General features: G+C 69.7%; 17 protein-coding genes. 8 read left to right on the forward strand and 9 right to left on the reverse strand.

The window, feature by feature from the left end; translation table 11 throughout:
• The first annotated feature begins 69 nt into the window (after positions 1 to 69).
• On the forward strand, positions 70 to 1737 hold the full coding sequence (locus AB0C38_RS02995; protein ID WP_360665535.1) for a VanW family protein: 1668 nt from the start codon (positions 70 to 72) through the stop codon (positions 1735 to 1737).
• A 4-nt stretch (positions 1738 to 1741) separates the two neighbouring features.
• Here the strand turns inward: AB0C38_RS02995 and AB0C38_RS03000 are convergent, their stop codons facing one another.
• The gene (locus AB0C38_RS03000) at positions 1742 to 2449 is read right to left on the reverse strand and encodes a leucine-rich repeat domain-containing protein (RefSeq protein ID WP_360665537.1); all 708 of its coding nucleotides are present in this window, start codon (positions 2447 to 2449) and stop codon (positions 1742 to 1744) included.
• Entirely contained in the window at positions 2446 to 3285 is an 840-nt protein-coding gene (locus AB0C38_RS03005; RefSeq protein ID WP_360665539.1) for a helix-turn-helix transcriptional regulator, read from the reverse strand. The genes AB0C38_RS03000 and AB0C38_RS03005 overlap by 4 nt, the downstream gene beginning before the upstream one ends.
• Positions 3286 to 3396: 111 nt before the next feature.
• Between AB0C38_RS03005 and AB0C38_RS03010 the strand changes: the two genes are divergently transcribed.
• The gene (locus AB0C38_RS03010; RefSeq protein ID WP_360665543.1) at positions 3397 to 4776 is read left to right on the forward strand and encodes an MFS transporter; all 1380 of its coding nucleotides are present in this window, start codon (positions 3397 to 3399) and stop codon (positions 4774 to 4776) included.
• Here the strand turns inward: AB0C38_RS03010 and AB0C38_RS03015 are convergent.
• The 5 genes from AB0C38_RS03015 to mug form a co-directional block, all read right to left on the reverse strand.
• Positions 4766 to 5059 carry a GlsB/YeaQ/YmgE family stress response membrane protein gene (locus tag AB0C38_RS03015; RefSeq protein WP_360665546.1) on the reverse strand — a complete coding sequence of 98 codons (294 nt, stop codon included), beginning with the start codon at positions 5057 to 5059 and terminating at the stop codon, positions 4766 to 4768. The two genes, AB0C38_RS03010 and AB0C38_RS03015, sit on opposite strands and share 11 nt — an antisense overlap.
• A 151-nt stretch (positions 5060 to 5210) precedes the next feature.
• Positions 5211 to 5486 carry a GlsB/YeaQ/YmgE family stress response membrane protein gene (locus AB0C38_RS03020; protein WP_360665548.1) on the reverse strand — a complete coding sequence of 92 codons (276 nt, stop codon included), beginning with the start codon at positions 5484 to 5486 and terminating at the stop codon, positions 5211 to 5213.
• A gap of 134 nt (positions 5487 to 5620) precedes the next feature.
• The gene (locus AB0C38_RS03025; RefSeq protein WP_360665551.1) at positions 5621 to 7456 is read right to left on the reverse strand and encodes an acyl-CoA dehydrogenase; all 1836 of its coding nucleotides are present in this window, start codon (positions 7454 to 7456) and stop codon (positions 5621 to 5623) included.
• A 139-nt stretch (positions 7457 to 7595) separates the two neighbouring features.
• Positions 7596 to 8381 (reverse strand): response regulator transcription factor, encoded by a 786-nt coding sequence (locus AB0C38_RS03030; RefSeq protein ID WP_360665553.1) that lies wholly within the window; start codon positions 8379 to 8381, stop codon positions 7596 to 7598.
• 285 nt (positions 8382 to 8666) lie between these two features.
• On the reverse strand, positions 8667 to 9227 hold the full coding sequence (mug, locus tag AB0C38_RS03035) for a G/U mismatch-specific DNA glycosylase (protein ID WP_360665555.1): 561 nt from the start codon (positions 9225 to 9227) through the stop codon (positions 8667 to 8669).
• A gap of 106 nt (positions 9228 to 9333) precedes the next feature.
• Here mug and AB0C38_RS03040 point away from each other — a divergent pair, with 106 nt between their 5' ends.
• Positions 9334 to 9510, forward strand: coding sequence for a hypothetical protein (locus tag AB0C38_RS03040; RefSeq protein WP_360665558.1), 177 nt, complete (start codon positions 9334 to 9336; stop codon positions 9508 to 9510).
• On the opposite strand, the gene AB0C38_RS03045 is transcribed toward AB0C38_RS03040, so the two are convergent.
• On the reverse strand, positions 9451 to 10086 hold the full coding sequence (locus tag AB0C38_RS03045; protein ID WP_360665561.1) for a VanZ family protein: 636 nt from the start codon (positions 10084 to 10086) through the stop codon (positions 9451 to 9453). The two genes, AB0C38_RS03040 and AB0C38_RS03045, sit on opposite strands and share 60 nt — an antisense overlap.
• Before the next feature lie 290 nt (positions 10087 to 10376).
• Between AB0C38_RS03045 and AB0C38_RS03050 the strand changes: the two genes are divergently transcribed.
• The 5 genes from AB0C38_RS03050 to AB0C38_RS03070 all read left to right on the forward strand — a co-directional run bounded on the left by AB0C38_RS03050 (position 10377) and on the right by AB0C38_RS03070 (position 14982).
• Positions 10377 to 10850, forward strand: coding sequence for a GNAT family N-acetyltransferase (locus AB0C38_RS03050; protein WP_360665564.1), 474 nt, complete (start codon positions 10377 to 10379; stop codon positions 10848 to 10850).
• Positions 10851 to 10902: 52 nt separating this feature from the next.
• The gene (locus AB0C38_RS03055) at positions 10903 to 11982 is read left to right on the forward strand and encodes a Gfo/Idh/MocA family oxidoreductase (RefSeq protein WP_360665567.1); all 1080 of its coding nucleotides are present in this window, start codon (positions 10903 to 10905) and stop codon (positions 11980 to 11982) included.
• 51 nt (positions 11983 to 12033) lie between these two features.
• Positions 12034 to 12813: an alpha/beta fold hydrolase gene (locus AB0C38_RS03060; RefSeq protein ID WP_360665570.1), complete on the forward strand. Its 780-nt coding sequence runs from the start codon at positions 12034 to 12036 to the stop codon at positions 12811 to 12813.
• 113 nt (positions 12814 to 12926) lie between these two features.
• On the forward strand, positions 12927 to 14618 hold the full coding sequence (locus tag AB0C38_RS03065; RefSeq protein WP_360665573.1) for a bifunctional metallophosphatase/5'-nucleotidase: 1692 nt from the start codon (positions 12927 to 12929) through the stop codon (positions 14616 to 14618).
• Positions 14619 to 14655: 37 nt separating this feature from the next.
• Positions 14656 to 14982, forward strand: coding sequence for an MmcQ/YjbR family DNA-binding protein (locus tag AB0C38_RS03070; protein WP_360665575.1), 327 nt, complete (start codon positions 14656 to 14658; stop codon positions 14980 to 14982).
• Here the strand turns inward: AB0C38_RS03070 and AB0C38_RS03075 are convergent.
• Positions 14972 to 15499, reverse strand: coding sequence for a GNAT family N-acetyltransferase (locus tag AB0C38_RS03075; RefSeq protein ID WP_360665578.1), 528 nt, complete (start codon positions 15497 to 15499; stop codon positions 14972 to 14974). The two genes, AB0C38_RS03070 and AB0C38_RS03075, sit on opposite strands and share 11 nt — an antisense overlap.
• Positions 15500 to 15503: the final 4 nt, after the last annotated feature.

The raw sequence follows: 15503 nt of genomic DNA on the forward strand, positions 1-15503 counted from the left end.
ACCCCCACTCCACCGCCCGCCCCCGAAAGTCCCGCGCGGAAGCTTCGCAAAGGCCTTGCCCGGACCATGATGTCCGTTGGGATCGCGCTGGGGCTCTTCGTCATCCTCTACGCCATCGACCTCGTCGCCAGCGCCGGCGATGTTCCGCGCGGGGTGACCGTTGCCGGCGTCGAGGTCGGGGGGATGACCCATGCCGAGGCGGAAGCCAAGCTGCGGCAGGAACTCGAGCCTCGGCTCACCCGGCCCGTTGTCATTCACGGGGGTGATGTCCAGGCCGAGCTCGTGCCCTCGCGGTCCGGGCTCGGGCTCGACTGGCCGAACACCCTCGGGCTCGCCGGGCATCAGCCGCTGAGTCCGATCACGCGGATCATGTCCTTCTTCAGCAGCCGCGAGGTCGGTGTCGCGACGCGGACCGATCCGGATCAGATCAGCCAGGCCGTGCGCGAGCTCGCCGAGGGCAGGCTGGACCACCCCGCCACCGAAGGCGCGGTCGGGTTCATGGCGGTCGGGGACGGTGGAGTCACGGCCTACCCGATCCTGCCGCGGCAGGGCCAGCAGCTGACCGATCTCGGCGGCGCCGTGCGGACCGTCACCGACCACTGGCTCGACCCCGGTGGCGTCAAGCTCGGCATGGCGATCACGCCCGTCAAGGCGACCGCGGCCGGCGTTCAGGCCGCCTACCAGCAGATCGTCGTGCCCGCCGTTGCGAAGCCCGTCGTCGTGCACGGGCAGGGCAAGGACGTTCCGCTCACGCCCGCGACGATCGCGTCGTCGTTTCAGTTCGCCGCTGTCGAGGGTGGGGCCGTCGAGGTCCGCATCGACCAGGGCAAGCTGCAGGCCGCGCTCAAGGACGGGCTTGCCAGCACCGAGACCGACGGCAAGGACGCCCAAATCGTCTTCACCGGCGACCAACCATCCGTCGATCCGTCCGAGGACGCCCGGAAGGTCAACTGGGAGAAGACCTTCCTGCCGCTCATCGACGTGCTCAAGAAGACCGACGGCCGGGACCTCCCCGTCGTCTACAGCGCGACGAAGCCCGGCGTGACCACCGACGCCGCCAGCGCGCTCGGCATCAAGGAAGTCGTCGGCGAGTTCACCACCGGCGGCCTGACCGGCCCGGCCGCGACGAACAATCGGACGCTCGCCGACCGCGTGTCCGGCACGATCATCAAGCCCGGCGAGACGTTCAGCCTCGGCGCCCGCTCCGGCCCGCGCACCGCCGACAACGGCTACGTGCCCGCCCCGGCCGACGAAGACGGCACCGGCGCGAGCGTCATCGGCGGCGGCGTCTCGCAGCTCGCGTCCACGTTGTACAACGCGGGCTACCTCGCCGGCCTGACCGACGGCGGCCACCTCGAGCACGACCACTACCTCGACCGCTACCCCGCCGGTCGCGACGCCAAGGCCGTCAACGCCGACGGCAGCCCCGTCGAGCTCAAGCTGACCAACGACTCGCCGACCGGGATCGCCGTCCAAGCCATCGTTTCCGGCGACTCCGTGACGGTCCGGATCTGGGGCACCCGCCACTACCGCGTCGACAGCCAGACCGGTGCGCAGACCCCCGGAGACCCGCCGCCGGTCCAGTTCGGGGGGACCAGCCCGTGCCAGCCGTCGATCGGGACGCCTGGCTTCAGCGTCACCGACACGCGCGTGCTCTACGACCTCGCGAGCGGCGCCGAAGTCCGCCGGACGTCGCACACCGCGACCTACGGTCCGCGCCCGACCATCCTCTGTTGAGTTGTCAGCGAAGGACCATGCACCCCGCCTCCTCGAAGTCGCGCAGCCACGCCGGCTCCCGGAAGTGCTTGTTCCACCGCAGATCCAGCTTGTCCAGTTTGGACAGCCGAGCGATCGACGGCGGCAGGGAGACCAGCAGGTTCTCCCGCAGGTCGAGCTGACGCAGCTCACCCAGCGACCCGATCGACTCGGGCAGCGAAGTCAACCGGTTCCCCCGCAGGTGCAGCTCCCGCAACGCGCCGAGCGACCCGATCGACTCCGGTAGCGCGGTCAACCCGTTGCGGTACAACCGGAGTTCGCGCAGCGAAGAGAACCCGGAGAGGTCCGGAGGCAGCGAAGAAATCAGGTTGTCCGTGCAGCCCAGGTACCGCAACCGGCCCAACCGGCACCACGCCGAAGGGAACGCCGTCAGCCGGTTGTCGCTGAGGTACAGGTACTCCGTGAGCCCGGCCAGCTCACCCAGCTCCTCCGGCAGCGACTCGAACCGGTTGTGCGCCAGGTCGAGCGTGTGCACCGACTGCAGCGCCGAGATCCCCGGGGGCAGTGAAGAAAGCCGGTTCGTCGCGAGGTTGAGCACCTCCAGCCCGGTGTGCTCCCACAACGAGGCAGGCACCGACGCGAGCGAGTTCGAGTAGAGATCGAGCCGGGTCACGCTGGGTGGAAGCGAGGGAAACGACGTCAGCCCCTGGCTGCTCAGGTCGAGTGCCGTCATGACGACCGCCGCGTCGAAGGCAGCAACGCCCAGGTGGCCGCGTCGTCCGGAGTGGACACCTGGATCCGCAGGCCCGGCACCTCCGACACCGCCAGCTCGGTCAGCCGGAAGTTCAGCCGCCCGGCCTGCGGGTGCTCCAGCCGGCGCAGCCGCGCCCGCGGTTCGGCCACCTCGTGGCGTTCCCACAGCTCGACGAACTCGGGACTCAGCGCGGACAGGCGCCGGATGTCCTCTTCCCAGCACGGGTCACCGAGGTGCCTGCCGTACTCGGCCCGCATCCGCGCGACCATGTGCGGCACCTCCTCGTCGTAGTTCAGTAGGAACGCCCGCGCGGCCGGCTCGGTCACGCAGCACCACAGCAGGTTCTTGTGCAGGCACGGCAGGCTGTGCCACTCCCAGAACAGGTCCTCCTGCGCCGCGTTCGACGCCAGCACGTCGAACCGGCCGTTGACCACCGAGGCGGGCAACGGATCCAGCGCGCGCAGCACCTCGCGCACCGCTTCCGGCACCGCTTCGACCGACGAAGGCAGCCGTGACGGCGTCAGCTCCGCCAGCCGGTACAGGTGCTCCCGCTCGGGGTGGTCCATCCGCAGCGTGCGCGCCACGGCGTCGAGCACCTGCGCGCTCGCGTTGATCGGCCGCCCCTGCTCCAGCCACGTGTACCAGGTGACGCCGACGCCGGCGAGCAGCGCCACCTCCTCGCGGCGCAACCCGCTGAGACGACGGCGTGGGCCGGGCGCGAGCCCGACCTCCGCCGGGCCGATCCGCGCCCGGCACGCCTTGAGGAACCCGCCGAGTTCCTCTCGGCGGTTCGTGCGGACCTGCGTCTGGGTCATACGGGACATGGTGCCGGAGGGGTACGACAGTTTTGGCCGAAGGAGGTACTCCCAGCACCAGCACCGGCAGGCTCTCTCCGCCGGACCACCAGGAAAAGCAGGGTCAGGAGCATGACACTGACCACCCCTGCCCCGGCCACGGACCGGGAAGCCCGGCCGGACCGGCGGCCGTGGTTCATGCTGGCCGTCCTGCTGCTCGGCCAGTTCATGGCGCTGCTCGACGTCACCGTCGTGAACGTCGCCATGACCGACATCCGCACCGACCTGCACGCGTCCGGTGCCGCGCTGCAGCTCGTCGTTTCGGGCTACACCGTGGGCTACGCGATGCTGCTGATCACCGGCGCCCGGCTCGGCGAGCTGTTCGGACGGCGACGGCTGTTCGTCACCGGCACCATCGCCTTCACGGTCTTCTCGCTGCTCTGCGGCTTGTCACCGGACGAAAAGATCCTCATCGCCGCGCGGATCGCGCAGGGCGCCGGGGCGGCGTTGATGATGCCGCAGGTCATCAGCGTGATCCAGGCGCAGTTCACCGGGCCCGCGCGGGCGAAGGCGCTCAGCGCGTACACCGCGGTCATCTCGGTCGCGTTCGTCGCGGGCCAGGTCGTCGGCGGGGTGCTCGTCGGCGCCGACCTGTTCGGGGCGGGCTGGCGGCCGGTCTTCCTGGTGAACGTGCCGATCGGCGTGCTGGTGGCCCTGCTCGCGATCAAACTGGTGCCCGGTGGTGCCGCGAAGGCCGGCCGGCGCCTCGACCTCGCCGGTCTCGCGATCGCCGTGCCGGCCGTGGTGCTCGTCGTGCTGCCGCTGGTGCTCGGGCACGAAACCGGCTGGCCGGCCTGGACGTACGGCTCGATCGCCGTGGGCATTCTGCTGGCTGTGCTGTTCGTGGTCGTGGAACGCCGCGTGCGCGACCCGCTCGTCGACCTCGCGGTGCTCAAGATCCGTGGTGTCGCGCCGGGTCTGGCCACGCTCGCGTTGGGCGTCGCGTCCTACGGCGGCTTCCTCTTCTGCGTGTCGCTGCACCTGCAGTCGGGCCTCGGCAAGACGGCGATGGCCGCGGGCTTGGCGATGGCTCCGGGCGGCGTCGTCTTCGGCCTGTGCGGGTTCTTCTGGAACCGGCTGCCGCGGCGGGTGCACGCCTGGCTGACCCCGTGCGGTTACGTGGGATCCGCGATCGCCTACGCGCTGCTCGGGCTGGGCCAGGACGGCGGCGCGCTGTTCTCCGTGGCCCTGGTGCTGTTCGGGCTGTCGATGGGGCCCGCGTTCGGCTCCCTGATGGTGAACGCGCTGACGCACGTCCCGCTCGAGCGCGCGGCGGACGTCAGCGGTCTGCTGACCACCACGCTGCAGCTGGGCCAGGTCGTCGGCGTGGCCACGTTCGGCAGCCTGTTCCTGACTCTCGCCGTGACGTCGTCCGCGACCGCGATCACCACGACCATGACCTGCGCCGCCGTGCTGCTGCTCGCCGGCGCAGGCCTGGCCGTCAGGCGTTAGTGCGGCTGCCGCCCTTGATCCTCGCGTAGATCGCCGAAGCCGCGATGACCCCGACGACGGCGGCGACGATCTGGAACACGTGCCGGATCCAGTCGATGCCGTTCGTGTCCTTGACGCCGAACACCCCGGCGAGCCAGTTGCCGATGAACGCGGCCACGATGCCCACGACGATGGTCAGCCAGATCGGGATCTTCTGGTCGCCCGGCGCGAACAGCCGGCCGAGCACGCCCAGGATCAGGCCCACGATGATGGTCGAGATGATGCCCCAAAGTCCGCCGAGCACAGCTGCCTCCTCCGGATAGCGCAATAAGCGCCACGGTGGCACCGATCCCGGCGAACCGCCCGCGCAGACCCCCGATGGAGTGAGACACGAAAAGACCCGGCCCGGTCCGCCCCCGACAGCGGACCGGCCCGGGCCGGGTCTCTAAAAGCTGCTACCTCGTCACGCCGCGGCGGCCGTAGAGCCCCGCTGCCAAACTGACGCCGATCGCGGCGAGGACGACCTGGGTGAGGATCTCCAGCCAGTCGATGCCGTCTGTGTCCGCGTACCCGATGCCCCGCGCGATGGCCGTGCCGATGAAGGCGGCGATGATGCCGATCACGATGGTCAGCCAGATCGGGATGCCCTGCTTGCCGGGTGCGACCAGCCGGCCCAGAACACCGATGATCAGCCCGACGATGAGTGCGCTGACGATGCCGGCAACAGTCATCACTTGCTCCTCTCAAGGATCCGCGAACCCGGCCACTCGGGTCCGTCGGACTCGGTGAGCGGAATGCCCGCACCGCGTGGCCCCGAAACGCGAAAAGGGCCCCCCTCACGTGAGGAGAGCCCTTTTCGTGACCATCAGAAGGCGGCTTCGTCGAGCTCCATGAGCGCGTTGTCGGCGGCCTCGACGATCGCGCGGCGGGAGGTCAGCTCCGGCAGCACCTGCTTCGAGAAGAACGAGGCCACGGCGATCTTGCCCTCGTAGAACGGGACGTCCTTGGCGGACGCGCCCGCGTCGAGCTTCGCGATGGCGACCTCGGCGTGCTTGAGCAGCTGCCAGCCGATGAGCAGGTCGCCGACCGACATCAGCAGGCGGACCGTGTGCTGGCCGACCTTGTTGATGTTCTGCGGGTCTTCCTGCGACGTCGTCAGATAGCCGATCAGCGAGCCCAGCATGCCCTGGGTGTCTTCGAGGGCCTGCTTGAGCAGCCCGCGCTCGTTCTTGAGCCGGCCGTTGCCCGCCTCGGACTCGATGAACTTCGTGATCTCGCCGGCGACGAAGGCCAGGGACGCACCCTTGTCGCGGACGATCTTGCGGAAGAAGAAGTCCAGCGACTGGATCGCCGTGGTGCCTTCGTACAACGAGTCGATCTTGGCGTCGCGGATGTACTGCTCGATCGGGTAGTCCTGCAGGAAGCCGGAACCGCCCAGCGTCTGCAGCGACTGCACGAGCTGCTCGGTGGCGCGCTCGGAGCCGACGCCCTTGACGATCGGCAGCAGCAGGTCGTTGACGCCGTGCGCGACCTTCTGGTCACCCTCGCCGGTCCACAGCTGGTCCTGGAACGACGCCGTGTACAGGTACACCGCGCGGAGGCCCTCGGCGTACGCCTTCTGGAGCATCAGCGAGCGGCGGACGTCCGGGTGGTGCGTGATGGTGACGCGCGGCGCGGCCTTGTTCAGCATGTTCGGCAGGTCGGCGCCCTGGACGCGCTCCTTGGCGTACTCGAGCGCGTTGAGGTAGCCCGTCGACAGCGTCGCGATGGCCTTGGTGCCGACCATCATCCGGGCGTACTCGATGACCTGGAACATCTGCGCGATGCCGTCGTGCACCTCGCCGAGCAGCCAGCCCTTGGCCGGGGTGCCGTGCTGGCCGAAGGTCAGCTCGCACGTCGTCGAGGCCTTGATGCCCATCTTGTGCTCGACGTTGGTGACGTAGGCGCCGTTGCGCTCGCCCGGCTCGCCGGTCTTGGTGTCGAAGTGGAACTTCGGCACGAGGAACAGCGACAGGCCCTTGGTGCCCGGCTTGGTCTCGATGCCGGGACCCTCGGGGCGGGCCAGCACGAGGTGCATGATGTTTTCGCTCATGTCGTGCTCGGCGGAGGTGATGAACCGCTTCACGCCGTCGATGTGCCAGGAGCCGTCCTCCTGCTTGACGGCCTTGGTGCGGCCCGCGCCGACGTCGGAGCCGGCGTCCGGCTCGGTCAGCACCATCGTCGCGCCCCAGGCGCGGTCGATCATCAGCTGAGCCCAGTGCTTCTGCTCTTCGGTGCCGTTCTTGTTCACGATCATCGCGAAGTTGGGGCCCGCGAGGTACATGAACAGCGGGGCGTTGGCGCCGAGGATGAGCTCCGACGCGGCCCACTGGACGGTCGGGGGCAGGCCGAAGCCGCCGAGGTCGTTGGTGAGGCCGAGCCGCCACCACTCGCCGTCAAGGAGCTGCTTGTAGCTCTTCTTGAACGACTCGGGGATCTTGACGCTGAAGGTCTTCGGGTCGTACACGGGCGGGTTGCGGTCGGCGTCGGCGAAGGACTCGGCGAGCGGGCCGGTCGCGAGCTTGTTCAGCTCGGACAGCACACCGCGGGCGGTCTCCTCGTCGGACTCGGCGAGCACACCCTTGCCCAGGCGCTCCTGGACGCCGAGGACCTCGAAGAGGTTGAACTCCAGGTCTCGGACGTTGCTCTTGTAGTGGCCCATGTCGTCACTCCAATGTGTTCGGCTCCCCGGCCGGGCACACAGTCGCCTTACTCGCCGGTAACTTCAGGATATTACCTGCGGGTAACTGGAGCAAGCAGATCCGCACTTCCGAGTACGGAAATCCGGGCCTCTTCAGGGGTCAGCGCTGCCCCGGAAGGGCCGTTGTGTCGGCAGTCACCGGCACGTGGCCGTCCTCCGCCCGGGCAACCAGTATCCCGCCCCGGAAGGCGATCGTCACGGCGTGCGTCCGGTCCCGCGCGGACAGCTTGCGCAGGATGCTCTTGACGTGGGTCCGGACCGTCTCGACGGACAGGAACAGCAGCTTCGCGATCGCGGAGTTCTCCAGGCCTTCGGCGACCAGCTGGAGCACCTGGTACTCGCGCCGGGACAGCGGCATCCCGACGCGCGGCGCCGGCGGGCTGTCGTGGGCGAGGTCGCCCTTCGGCACGGTCGACCGCTTCGGCCGGGCGGTGAGCGCGGCCAGCGCCGGGTCGATGTACCGGCGCTCGGTGTGGGCGCGCCGGATCGCTTCGGCGAGCCGTCGTGAGTCGATCGACCGCGGCACGATCGCGTGCGCGCCCGCGCCGATCGCGGCCGCCAGGTACTGCTGCGTGCGATTCGTGTCACGGATGAGCGTGACCAGGATCAGCGCGGGGTCGCCGGCGTTGAGCAGCTTCGTCAGGTGGCAGTTCGGGTCGAGTGCCGAGTCGAGCACGACGACGTCCGGTTTGACCTGCTCGCACAGCTGCAGCGCGGCGTGGTGGCTGGCCGCCTGGCCCGCCCAGTGCAGCCCCTGGCTGCGGTGGACGAGCGCGGCCAGGCCGTCGCGGAAGATCGGGACGGGGTCGACGACCGCCACGCCGAGACTTCGCCCGCCGGGTCCGGTCGGCCCGATGGGCCTGCGGGTGGGCTCGATGCCGTGCATCGTGGGCCTCCGTCTCTGCGCCGTCGCTCTTGGGACGCCTGACGCGACCCCTCGGTTCACGCGTCCGGCACCGTCCGGTTCCCCCTGCCGGGACCGGCCAAAAGTGACTCCTCCTGCTTGGTACGAGTCGCGATTGCGCAGCTCATGACGCCAACTCCCCCTCATGGCCCAATCCGTCGGTCACAGCAAACTTTGAGTAGAAATCCGTCGGGAGAAGTCGGCTCGACCGGGCTGGAAAGGACCTGATGGGGCGGTTGGTGCTACTGAGGGTTGCCCGCTCCGTATTCAACGATTTCGACGACCCCGGGATGCGGTCCGCAGCTCCGCGAACTCCGCGGCGAGCCCGGCCGGCGTCCAGTGCGCGTTGAGCCCGCTCGGGTTCGGCAGCGCCCACACGTGGGTGTCCCCGATCCGGTGCTCCTGCCGGCCGACGCGCGCCTTCGGGAAGCCGAAGGCGGTCCGGTACGCGGTGATCCCGACGACGGCGAGCCACCGCGGCCGGTACTCGAGGACCTTCGCGGCGAGCAGCTTCCCGCCTTCGCGCAGCTCGTCGCCGGTGAGCTCGTCGGCACGGGCGGTGGTCCTGGCGACGACGTTCGTGATGCCGAGCTTCAGGTCGAGCAGCTGGTCCTGCTCTTCGGGCCGGAAGAGGCGCGGGGTGAACCCGCCGTTGTGGAGCGCGGGCCAGAAGCGGTTGCCCGGGCGGGCGAAGTGCTGCCCGAGGGCGCCGGAGTAGAGGCCGGGGTTGATGCCGCAGAAGAGGACGTCGAGGCCGGGCGCGAGGACGTCCGGGATGGTCGTGTCCTGCGCGGCGGCCAGCTGGTCCTTCGTGGGTCGGGTGCGCACCCGTCCAGTGTCCGGCCGGCGACTCGTCGCCGGGGGTAGCGAATTCACCACGGACCTGCGTAACCTGTTGTGATCTCCCGCACAGCGCCGTATCGAGGAGGATTTCGTGCAGCTTGCGATCGTCCTCGGGCTCGTCGCGCTGGTTCTGGCCGTCGCCGTCCTCGTCGTCGTGCTCGAGGATCGCCGGTCCGCCAAGCGGGCCGCCCTGCAGCGGAAAGCCCGGTTAGCGCGTCTCGGCGAAGTGGACCCGCTCGCGCCGGGCCGGCTGCGCGCCGACCGGTGAACGCAGGACCGCCAGCAGCAGCGCCCCGAACACCCAGCCGATTCCCGCGCCGAACGTGTTGTTCATGAGGTCGTCCACGTCGAAGATGCGGTAGACGTACGGCGCCGTCCCGAAGTTCGCCGTGACCTGCGTGATCTCGATCAGCAGGGACGCCGCGAAGCCGATCAGGACGGTGCCGGTCAGGCCGCGGCGCCACAGGATCCGGGCGAACACTCCCAGCGGGACGAACAGCAGCACGTTCATGCAGGCCTGCTGGAACGTCTGCGTCATGAACCACTGCGACAGCGGCTCGCCGTGCTTAAGCAGCTCCGTGTGGATGTCGGTGATCCACTGGAACGGGTGCAGCTGCACCGTCTGGCTCAGCCGGCGCGTGCCGGGTCCGGGCAGCGGCAGGAAGACGACCGCGAGGGTCATGCAGCCGTACAGCAGCACCGCGCCGGTGGTGACGATGCCGCGCAGGCGCAGGCCGCCGTGCCGGGCCAGCTGCGTGATCAGCTGCGGCACCAGGACCACGGTCCACAGCGCGAGGAAGCCGATGAACCCGTACTGCAGGGCGGTGACCTGTGCGTTCGTCATGCCATCGACGTTATGGATCATGACCCGGGGTCGCTTCGGTCGAAGAGCCGGACCCCCTCGGCCACTCGGCCGAAGCGGCTCTCGGCCGATCGGTCAGTCGTCTTCGCGTTCCTCCGAGCGCTCGGCCCGCCACGCGCTGAACACCGTGCCGCCGATCAGCAGCACGACGACGGCCAGCACCACGAGTACGACCTCGATGCCCATACTTCCCCCAGTTGCCGGATCGATCGCCTCATCGCGCGCGCATTATTCGGTGTTACCGAACCCTCCGTGCGTGCGAGCCTGCCCGAATGGTCCACGTGCGACGGCTGACTCCCGACGACGCCCCCGTGCTGCGCGAAATCCGGCTCCGCGCGCTGGCGGAAACGCCCGAGAACTTCGGTTCGCTCGTCGCGGTCGAACGCGCCAAGCCCGATGAGGACTGGCGCGCCTGGCTCCGTGACCGCGCCTGGTTCGCCGCGTTCGACGGCGAAGACGCTGTCGCGCTCGTCTGCGGCTGGCCGGACAGTCCGGAATGGCTGGTCTTCTCGATGTGGGTTGCGCCACAGGCGCGCGGTCGCGGAGTGGCCGCGGACCTCATGGCCGCCGTCCGCGAAGCGGCCGGGGAAGCCGGCGCGGAAGCGATCGGTCTGCACGTCTTCGAGGGAAACGACCGCGCGCGACGCGTCTACGAGCGGCTCGGCTTCGTCCTCACCGGCGAGTTCGAAGTCATCAGCGGCAAAGGGAGACGTAACCGGATGCGGCTTGCGCTGACCCGGGAATGACCACGACGCTCGGCACGTCGAAGTCTTGTGCAGGGCAACGAAAGGAACGCTCATGGCACCGGTCCGGGTCGGCATCGTCGGGCTCAGCGCGAACGGCGGCTGGGCCGCCACCGCGCACGTGCCCGCGCTGGCCGCGGTGGAAGGCTACGAACTCCGCGCGCTGAGCGGCAGCAGCGCCGAGTCGGCGCGGGTGGCCGGGGAGAAGTACGGCGTGCCGCTGACCTTCGGCGATGCCGGGGAGCTGGCGCGGCACCCGGAGGTCGACCTGGTCGTCGTCGCGGTGAAGGCGAGCGAGCACCGGGCGCTGATCGGGCCCGCGCTGGCCGCGGGCAAGCAAGTGCTCAGCGAATGGCCGCTCGGCGCGAGCCTGGCCGACACGGAGGCGCTGGCCGAAGCCGCGAAGGACGCCAAGACGGCCGTCGGCCTGCAGGGGCGGTCCGCGCCCGCGTTGCGCTACCTGCGTGACCTCATCAAGGACGGTTACGTCGGCCGCGTGCTCTCGACGTCGTTGATCGGCTCGGGCGGCAACTGGGGTCCGTCGGTCCGGGCCGGGCGCGGCTACCAACTGCACCCCGACGGCGGGGCGACCATGCTGACGATCCCGTTCGCACACACCGTCGATGCGTTCGACATGGTGCTCGGCCGGTTCTCCGAGCTGTCGGCGACGGTGGCGACCGTCCGGTCGCGGGTGCGCGACGAGGTCACCGGCGAGTCCGTCGCGATGACGGCGCCGGACCAGATCGCCGTCAGCGGCGTGCTGAACGGTGGCGCGGTCGCGTCGCTGCACCTGCGCGGCGGGTCGTCGCCCGCCACGGACTTCCACTGGGAGATCAACGGCACCGAGGGCACTCTGGTCCTCACTGCCGCGGATCCGCTGTTCTGGATCGCGAAGGTGACGCTGCGCGGCAGCCGGACCGGCGTGCTGGAGAAGCTGACCGTGCCGACCCGGTACGAGCTGCCGCAGCTGGCCGGGCGCAGTGCCGAGCCGTCGTACAACGTCGCGCACGCCTACGCGCGGCACCTGAAGGGCGACCTGCCGGACTTCGCGCACGCGTTGCGCGTGCACCGCGTGCTGGGCGCCGTCCAGCGGTCGGCGGACAGCGGGACGCGGGTTCACCCGGACGCAGAGTAACTGTTACCGGCGGTTGTAGATTTTCTTCCGGCCCGGACTTACTCTCGGGTAATGGACGACGTTGTCTATGACCGCGAAGGCCACGGCGAACCGCTGGTGCTGATCCACGGCATCGGCCACCGCCGTCAGGCGTGGGCGCCGGTGGTTCCGCTGCTCACGCCGCATCGAGACGTCATCGCCGTCGACCTGCCCGGCTTCGGCGAGTCGCCCGAGCCGTCCGGCGGGTACGGCGTCGAACCCGCGCTGGTCATGTTCAAGGAGCTCTTCACCGAGCTGGGCCTCGACCGGCCGCACGTCGCGGGCAACTCGCTCGGCGGCCTGCTGTCGCTCGCGCTCGGCCAGGCCGGGCTCGTTCGCAGCGTCACGGCGTTGTCGCCGGCCGGGCTGTGGAACCGGACGCAGAAGATGTACGCGATCGCCACGCTCAAGGCCCACCGCGCGCTCGCCCAGCGCACGCCGCCGCACGTCGTGCGCCGCATCGCCGCGACTCCCGCCGGGCGTAAGGCGCTGACCGGGATGATCGTCGGGAAGCCGGGGCTGCTGACCCCGGACGCCGTCGTCGAGGACGCCCACGCGCTCGCGACCGCGCCGGGTTTCGAGCCGACCGCCGCGCAGTCCCGCGGCGACTTCCGCTTCACCGGCCCGGTCACCGGCGTCCCGGTGACCATCGCGTGGGCCCAGTACGACCGGATCCTCGCCCGCCCGCGCGTCGCCGACCTGCGGAAGGTCGCTCCCGACGGGACGTTCCGGTTGCTGCCCGGCTGCGGGCACGTGCCGATGAACGACGACCCCGAACTCGTCGCGCGCGTGCTGCTCGACGGAAGCCGTTAGGTGACATTCGCTTTACGTCCGTCTTTTGACCCTGGTAGCCGACTGCCCAGCGAGGCAGAATCCTCCGCCGTGCGCCCGTAAGGGGACTTGGGCGCGAATCGGAGGAAACACGCATGAGGCTTTCAACCCGGCTCGTGGTGCTCGCCGCGGCCGCGCTGGCGACGACGGCGGTGACCACCGCACCCGCGTCCGCGGGCCAGCGCCCGGACCCCACCACCGACGTCCGGATCATCACGTTCAACGACTTCCACGGGAACCTGGAGCCGCCGTCCGGCTCCAGCGGCCGGGTGACGCAGTCCGACGGGACCACTGTGGACGCCGGTGGCGCCGCTTACCTGGCGACGCACGTGAAGCAGCTTCGCTCGCAGGTGCGCAACTCGCTCGTGCTGTCGGCCGGGGACAACGTCGGTGCGTCGCCGGTGATCTCCGCGCTGTTCCACGACGAGCCGACCATCGACTTCCTGAACCAGATCGGTGTCGACGCGTCCGTCGTCGGCAACCACGAGTTCGACGAGGGCTACAAAGAGCTGCAGCGCATGCAGTTCGGCGGCTGCAACCCGACGGACGGTTGCCAGTTCGACAAGAAGTTCAAGGGTGCGGACTTCCCGTTCCTCGGGTCCAATGTGTACTTCACCAACGGCCTGCCCGCGCTGTTGCCGTTCACCGTCAAGTTCGAAGGCGGTGTCCCGATCGGCGTCATCGGCGCGACGCTGAAGGACCTGCCGACCGTCGTCACGCCCGAAGCCATCAAGGGCCTGAAGTTCGGTGACGAGGTCGAGGCGATCAACCGCACCGCGAACCTGCTCGACTTCCTCGGCGTCAAGTCGCAGGTCGTGCTGCTGCACCAGGGCGACAACACCGAGGCCACCGGCCCGAACGACTGCAAGACCCTGCCCGGCCCGGCCACCGCGATCGCCAAGGCGGTGACCCCGAAGGTCGACGCGATCTTCACCGGCCACAGCCACCAGCAGTACAACTGCGTCATCAACGACCCGGCCGGTCAGCCGCGCACGGTCATCCAGGGCTCGTCGTTCGGCCGGCTGCTGTCGGTCGTCGACCTGAAGATCAACCTGAAGACGCGCGACGTCGTCCGGTCGGCCACGCAGGCCCACAACGAGATCGTCACGCGCACGGTCACGCCGGACCCGGCCGTGGCGGCGCTGGTCGCCGACGCCAAGAGCAAGGCGGCACCGATCGCGAACCGGCAGGTCGGCACCATCACCGCGGACCTGCCGGCGGCGGGCAACGCGGCCGGTGAGTCCTCGCTCGGCGACGTCATCGCCGACGCGCAGCTCGCGGGCACGCAGTCGAACAACGCGGTCGTCGCGATCACCAACCCGGGCGGCATCCGCGCCGACCTGACGTACCAGTCGTCCGCGAACAACGAGGGCGACGGCGTGGTGACCTACGGCGAGGCGTTCACCGTCCAGCCGTTCGCGAACATCATGCAGACGATCACGCTGACCGGCGCGAACCTGAAGAACGTGCTGGAACAGCAGTGGCAGGGCACGACCACGCGCATCCTGCAGATCTCGAGCTCGCTGCACTACAGCTACTCGGCGTCCGCGCCGCAGGGCTCGCGGGTCTCGAACATCACGGTGAACGGCACGCCGGTCGACCCGGCGGCGACGTTCCGCGTGTCGGTGAACAACTTCCTCGCCGCCGGCGGGGACGGCTTCACCGAGTTCACCAAGGGCACGGACCTGGCCGGCGGACCGGTGGACCTGGACGCGCTGATCGCGTACCTGGGCGCCCACCCGAACCTGGCCCCGCCCGCGGCCGACCGGATCACGCAGCTGCCGTGATCCGGTTCTTCCAAGACGCCGGGTCGACAATGGACCCATGACGACTTGGGAAGACGTCGTACGCCTGGCCTCGGAACTGCCCGAGGTCGAGGCGTCGACCTGGTACCGCACGCCCGCGCTGAAGGTGGCGGGCAAGGGTTTCGCGCGGCTGCGCACCGAGGCCGAAGGCGGCCTGGTCGTGATGTGCGGGCTCGACGAGAAGGCCGCGTTGCTGGATTCCGGCGACGCGGCCTTCTTCACGACACCGCACTACGACGGGTCCGGCTCGATCATCGTCGACCTCGATCGGGTGAAGGTCGATCAGCTGCGTGAGCTGCTCGAAGAGGCGTGGCGGCGGAAGGCGCCGCGGCGGCTCACCACTTGAGCTCGCCCTTGAGCAGGCTCATCAGGATCATGTCGTGGCGCTCGCCGTCGGGCGCGACGAACGCCTCGCGGTGGCGGCCGTCCTCGGCGAACCCGGCCTTCCGGTAGACGTGCCGCGCGCGCTCGTTCTCGGCGACCACCCAGAGCGTGATCATGTGCAGCCGCATGGAGTTGAAGCCGTAGCGGCACATCAGGCGCAGCGCCTCGGTGCCGTAGCCGCCGCCGTTGCGGTACTCCGGGTCGCCGATGTAGATGTCCAGCTCGGCGTTACCGACCTCGGGCTGGGCGTCCCGCAGGTCGACGATGCCGATGAGCCGGCCGTCGGCTTCGATCCCCAGGATGACCAGCTCGTAGCTGTTGAGCGGGCGTTCTTCGGCGCGTTTGCGGATCTGCGCGAGCGACCGCGGATGGCTGTTGTCCATCCACCGGCTGACCTCGGGGTCGCTCTGCCACGCGTGGATCTTTTCGGCGTCCTCCGGTTCGAGCGCGCGCAGCCGGACGAGCTCCCCGTCAAGCATTTCT

Source organism: Amycolatopsis sp. NPDC048633 (genome assembly GCF_040650695.1).
GTDB lineage: Bacteria > Actinomycetota > Actinomycetes > Mycobacteriales > Pseudonocardiaceae > Amycolatopsis.

Bases quoted from the DNA above. Each gene is read 5' to 3' on its own strand.
- AB0C38_RS02995 (WP_360665535.1), top strand. From the start codon at position 70: ATGTCCGTTGGGATCGCGCTGGGGCTCTTCGTCATCCTCTACGCCATC.
- AB0C38_RS03000 (WP_360665537.1), bottom strand. From the start codon at position 2,449: ATGACGGCACTCGACCTGAGCAGCCAGGGGCTGACGTCGTTTCCCTCG.
- AB0C38_RS03005 (WP_360665539.1), bottom strand. From the start codon at position 3,285: ATGACCCAGACGCAGGTCCGCACGAACCGCCGAGAGGAACTCGGCGGG.
- AB0C38_RS03010 (WP_360665543.1), top strand. From the start codon at position 3,397: ATGACACTGACCACCCCTGCCCCGGCCACGGACCGGGAAGCCCGGCCG.
- AB0C38_RS03020 (WP_360665548.1), bottom strand. From the start codon at position 5,486: ATGACTGTTGCCGGCATCGTCAGCGCACTCATCGTCGGGCTGATCATC.
- AB0C38_RS03025 (WP_360665551.1), bottom strand. From the start codon at position 7,456: ATGGGCCACTACAAGAGCAACGTCCGAGACCTGGAGTTCAACCTCTTC.
- AB0C38_RS03030 (WP_360665553.1), bottom strand. From the start codon at position 8,381: ATGCACGGCATCGAGCCCACCCGCAGGCCCATCGGGCCGACCGGACCC.
- AB0C38_RS03045 (WP_360665561.1), bottom strand. From the start codon at position 10,086: ATGACGAACGCACAGGTCACCGCCCTGCAGTACGGGTTCATCGGCTTC.
- AB0C38_RS03050 (WP_360665564.1), top strand. From the start codon at position 10,377: ATGGTCCACGTGCGACGGCTGACTCCCGACGACGCCCCCGTGCTGCGC.
- AB0C38_RS03055 (WP_360665567.1), top strand. From the start codon at position 10,903: ATGGCACCGGTCCGGGTCGGCATCGTCGGGCTCAGCGCGAACGGCGGC.
- AB0C38_RS03060 (WP_360665570.1), top strand. From the start codon at position 12,034: ATGGACGACGTTGTCTATGACCGCGAAGGCCACGGCGAACCGCTGGTG.
- AB0C38_RS03065 (WP_360665573.1), top strand. From the start codon at position 12,927: ATGAGGCTTTCAACCCGGCTCGTGGTGCTCGCCGCGGCCGCGCTGGCG.
- AB0C38_RS03070 (WP_360665575.1), top strand. From the start codon at position 14,656: ATGACGACTTGGGAAGACGTCGTACGCCTGGCCTCGGAACTGCCCGAG.
- AB0C38_RS03075 (WP_360665578.1), bottom strand. From the start codon at position 15,499: ATGCTTGACGGGGAGCTCGTCCGGCTGCGCGCGCTCGAACCGGAGGAC.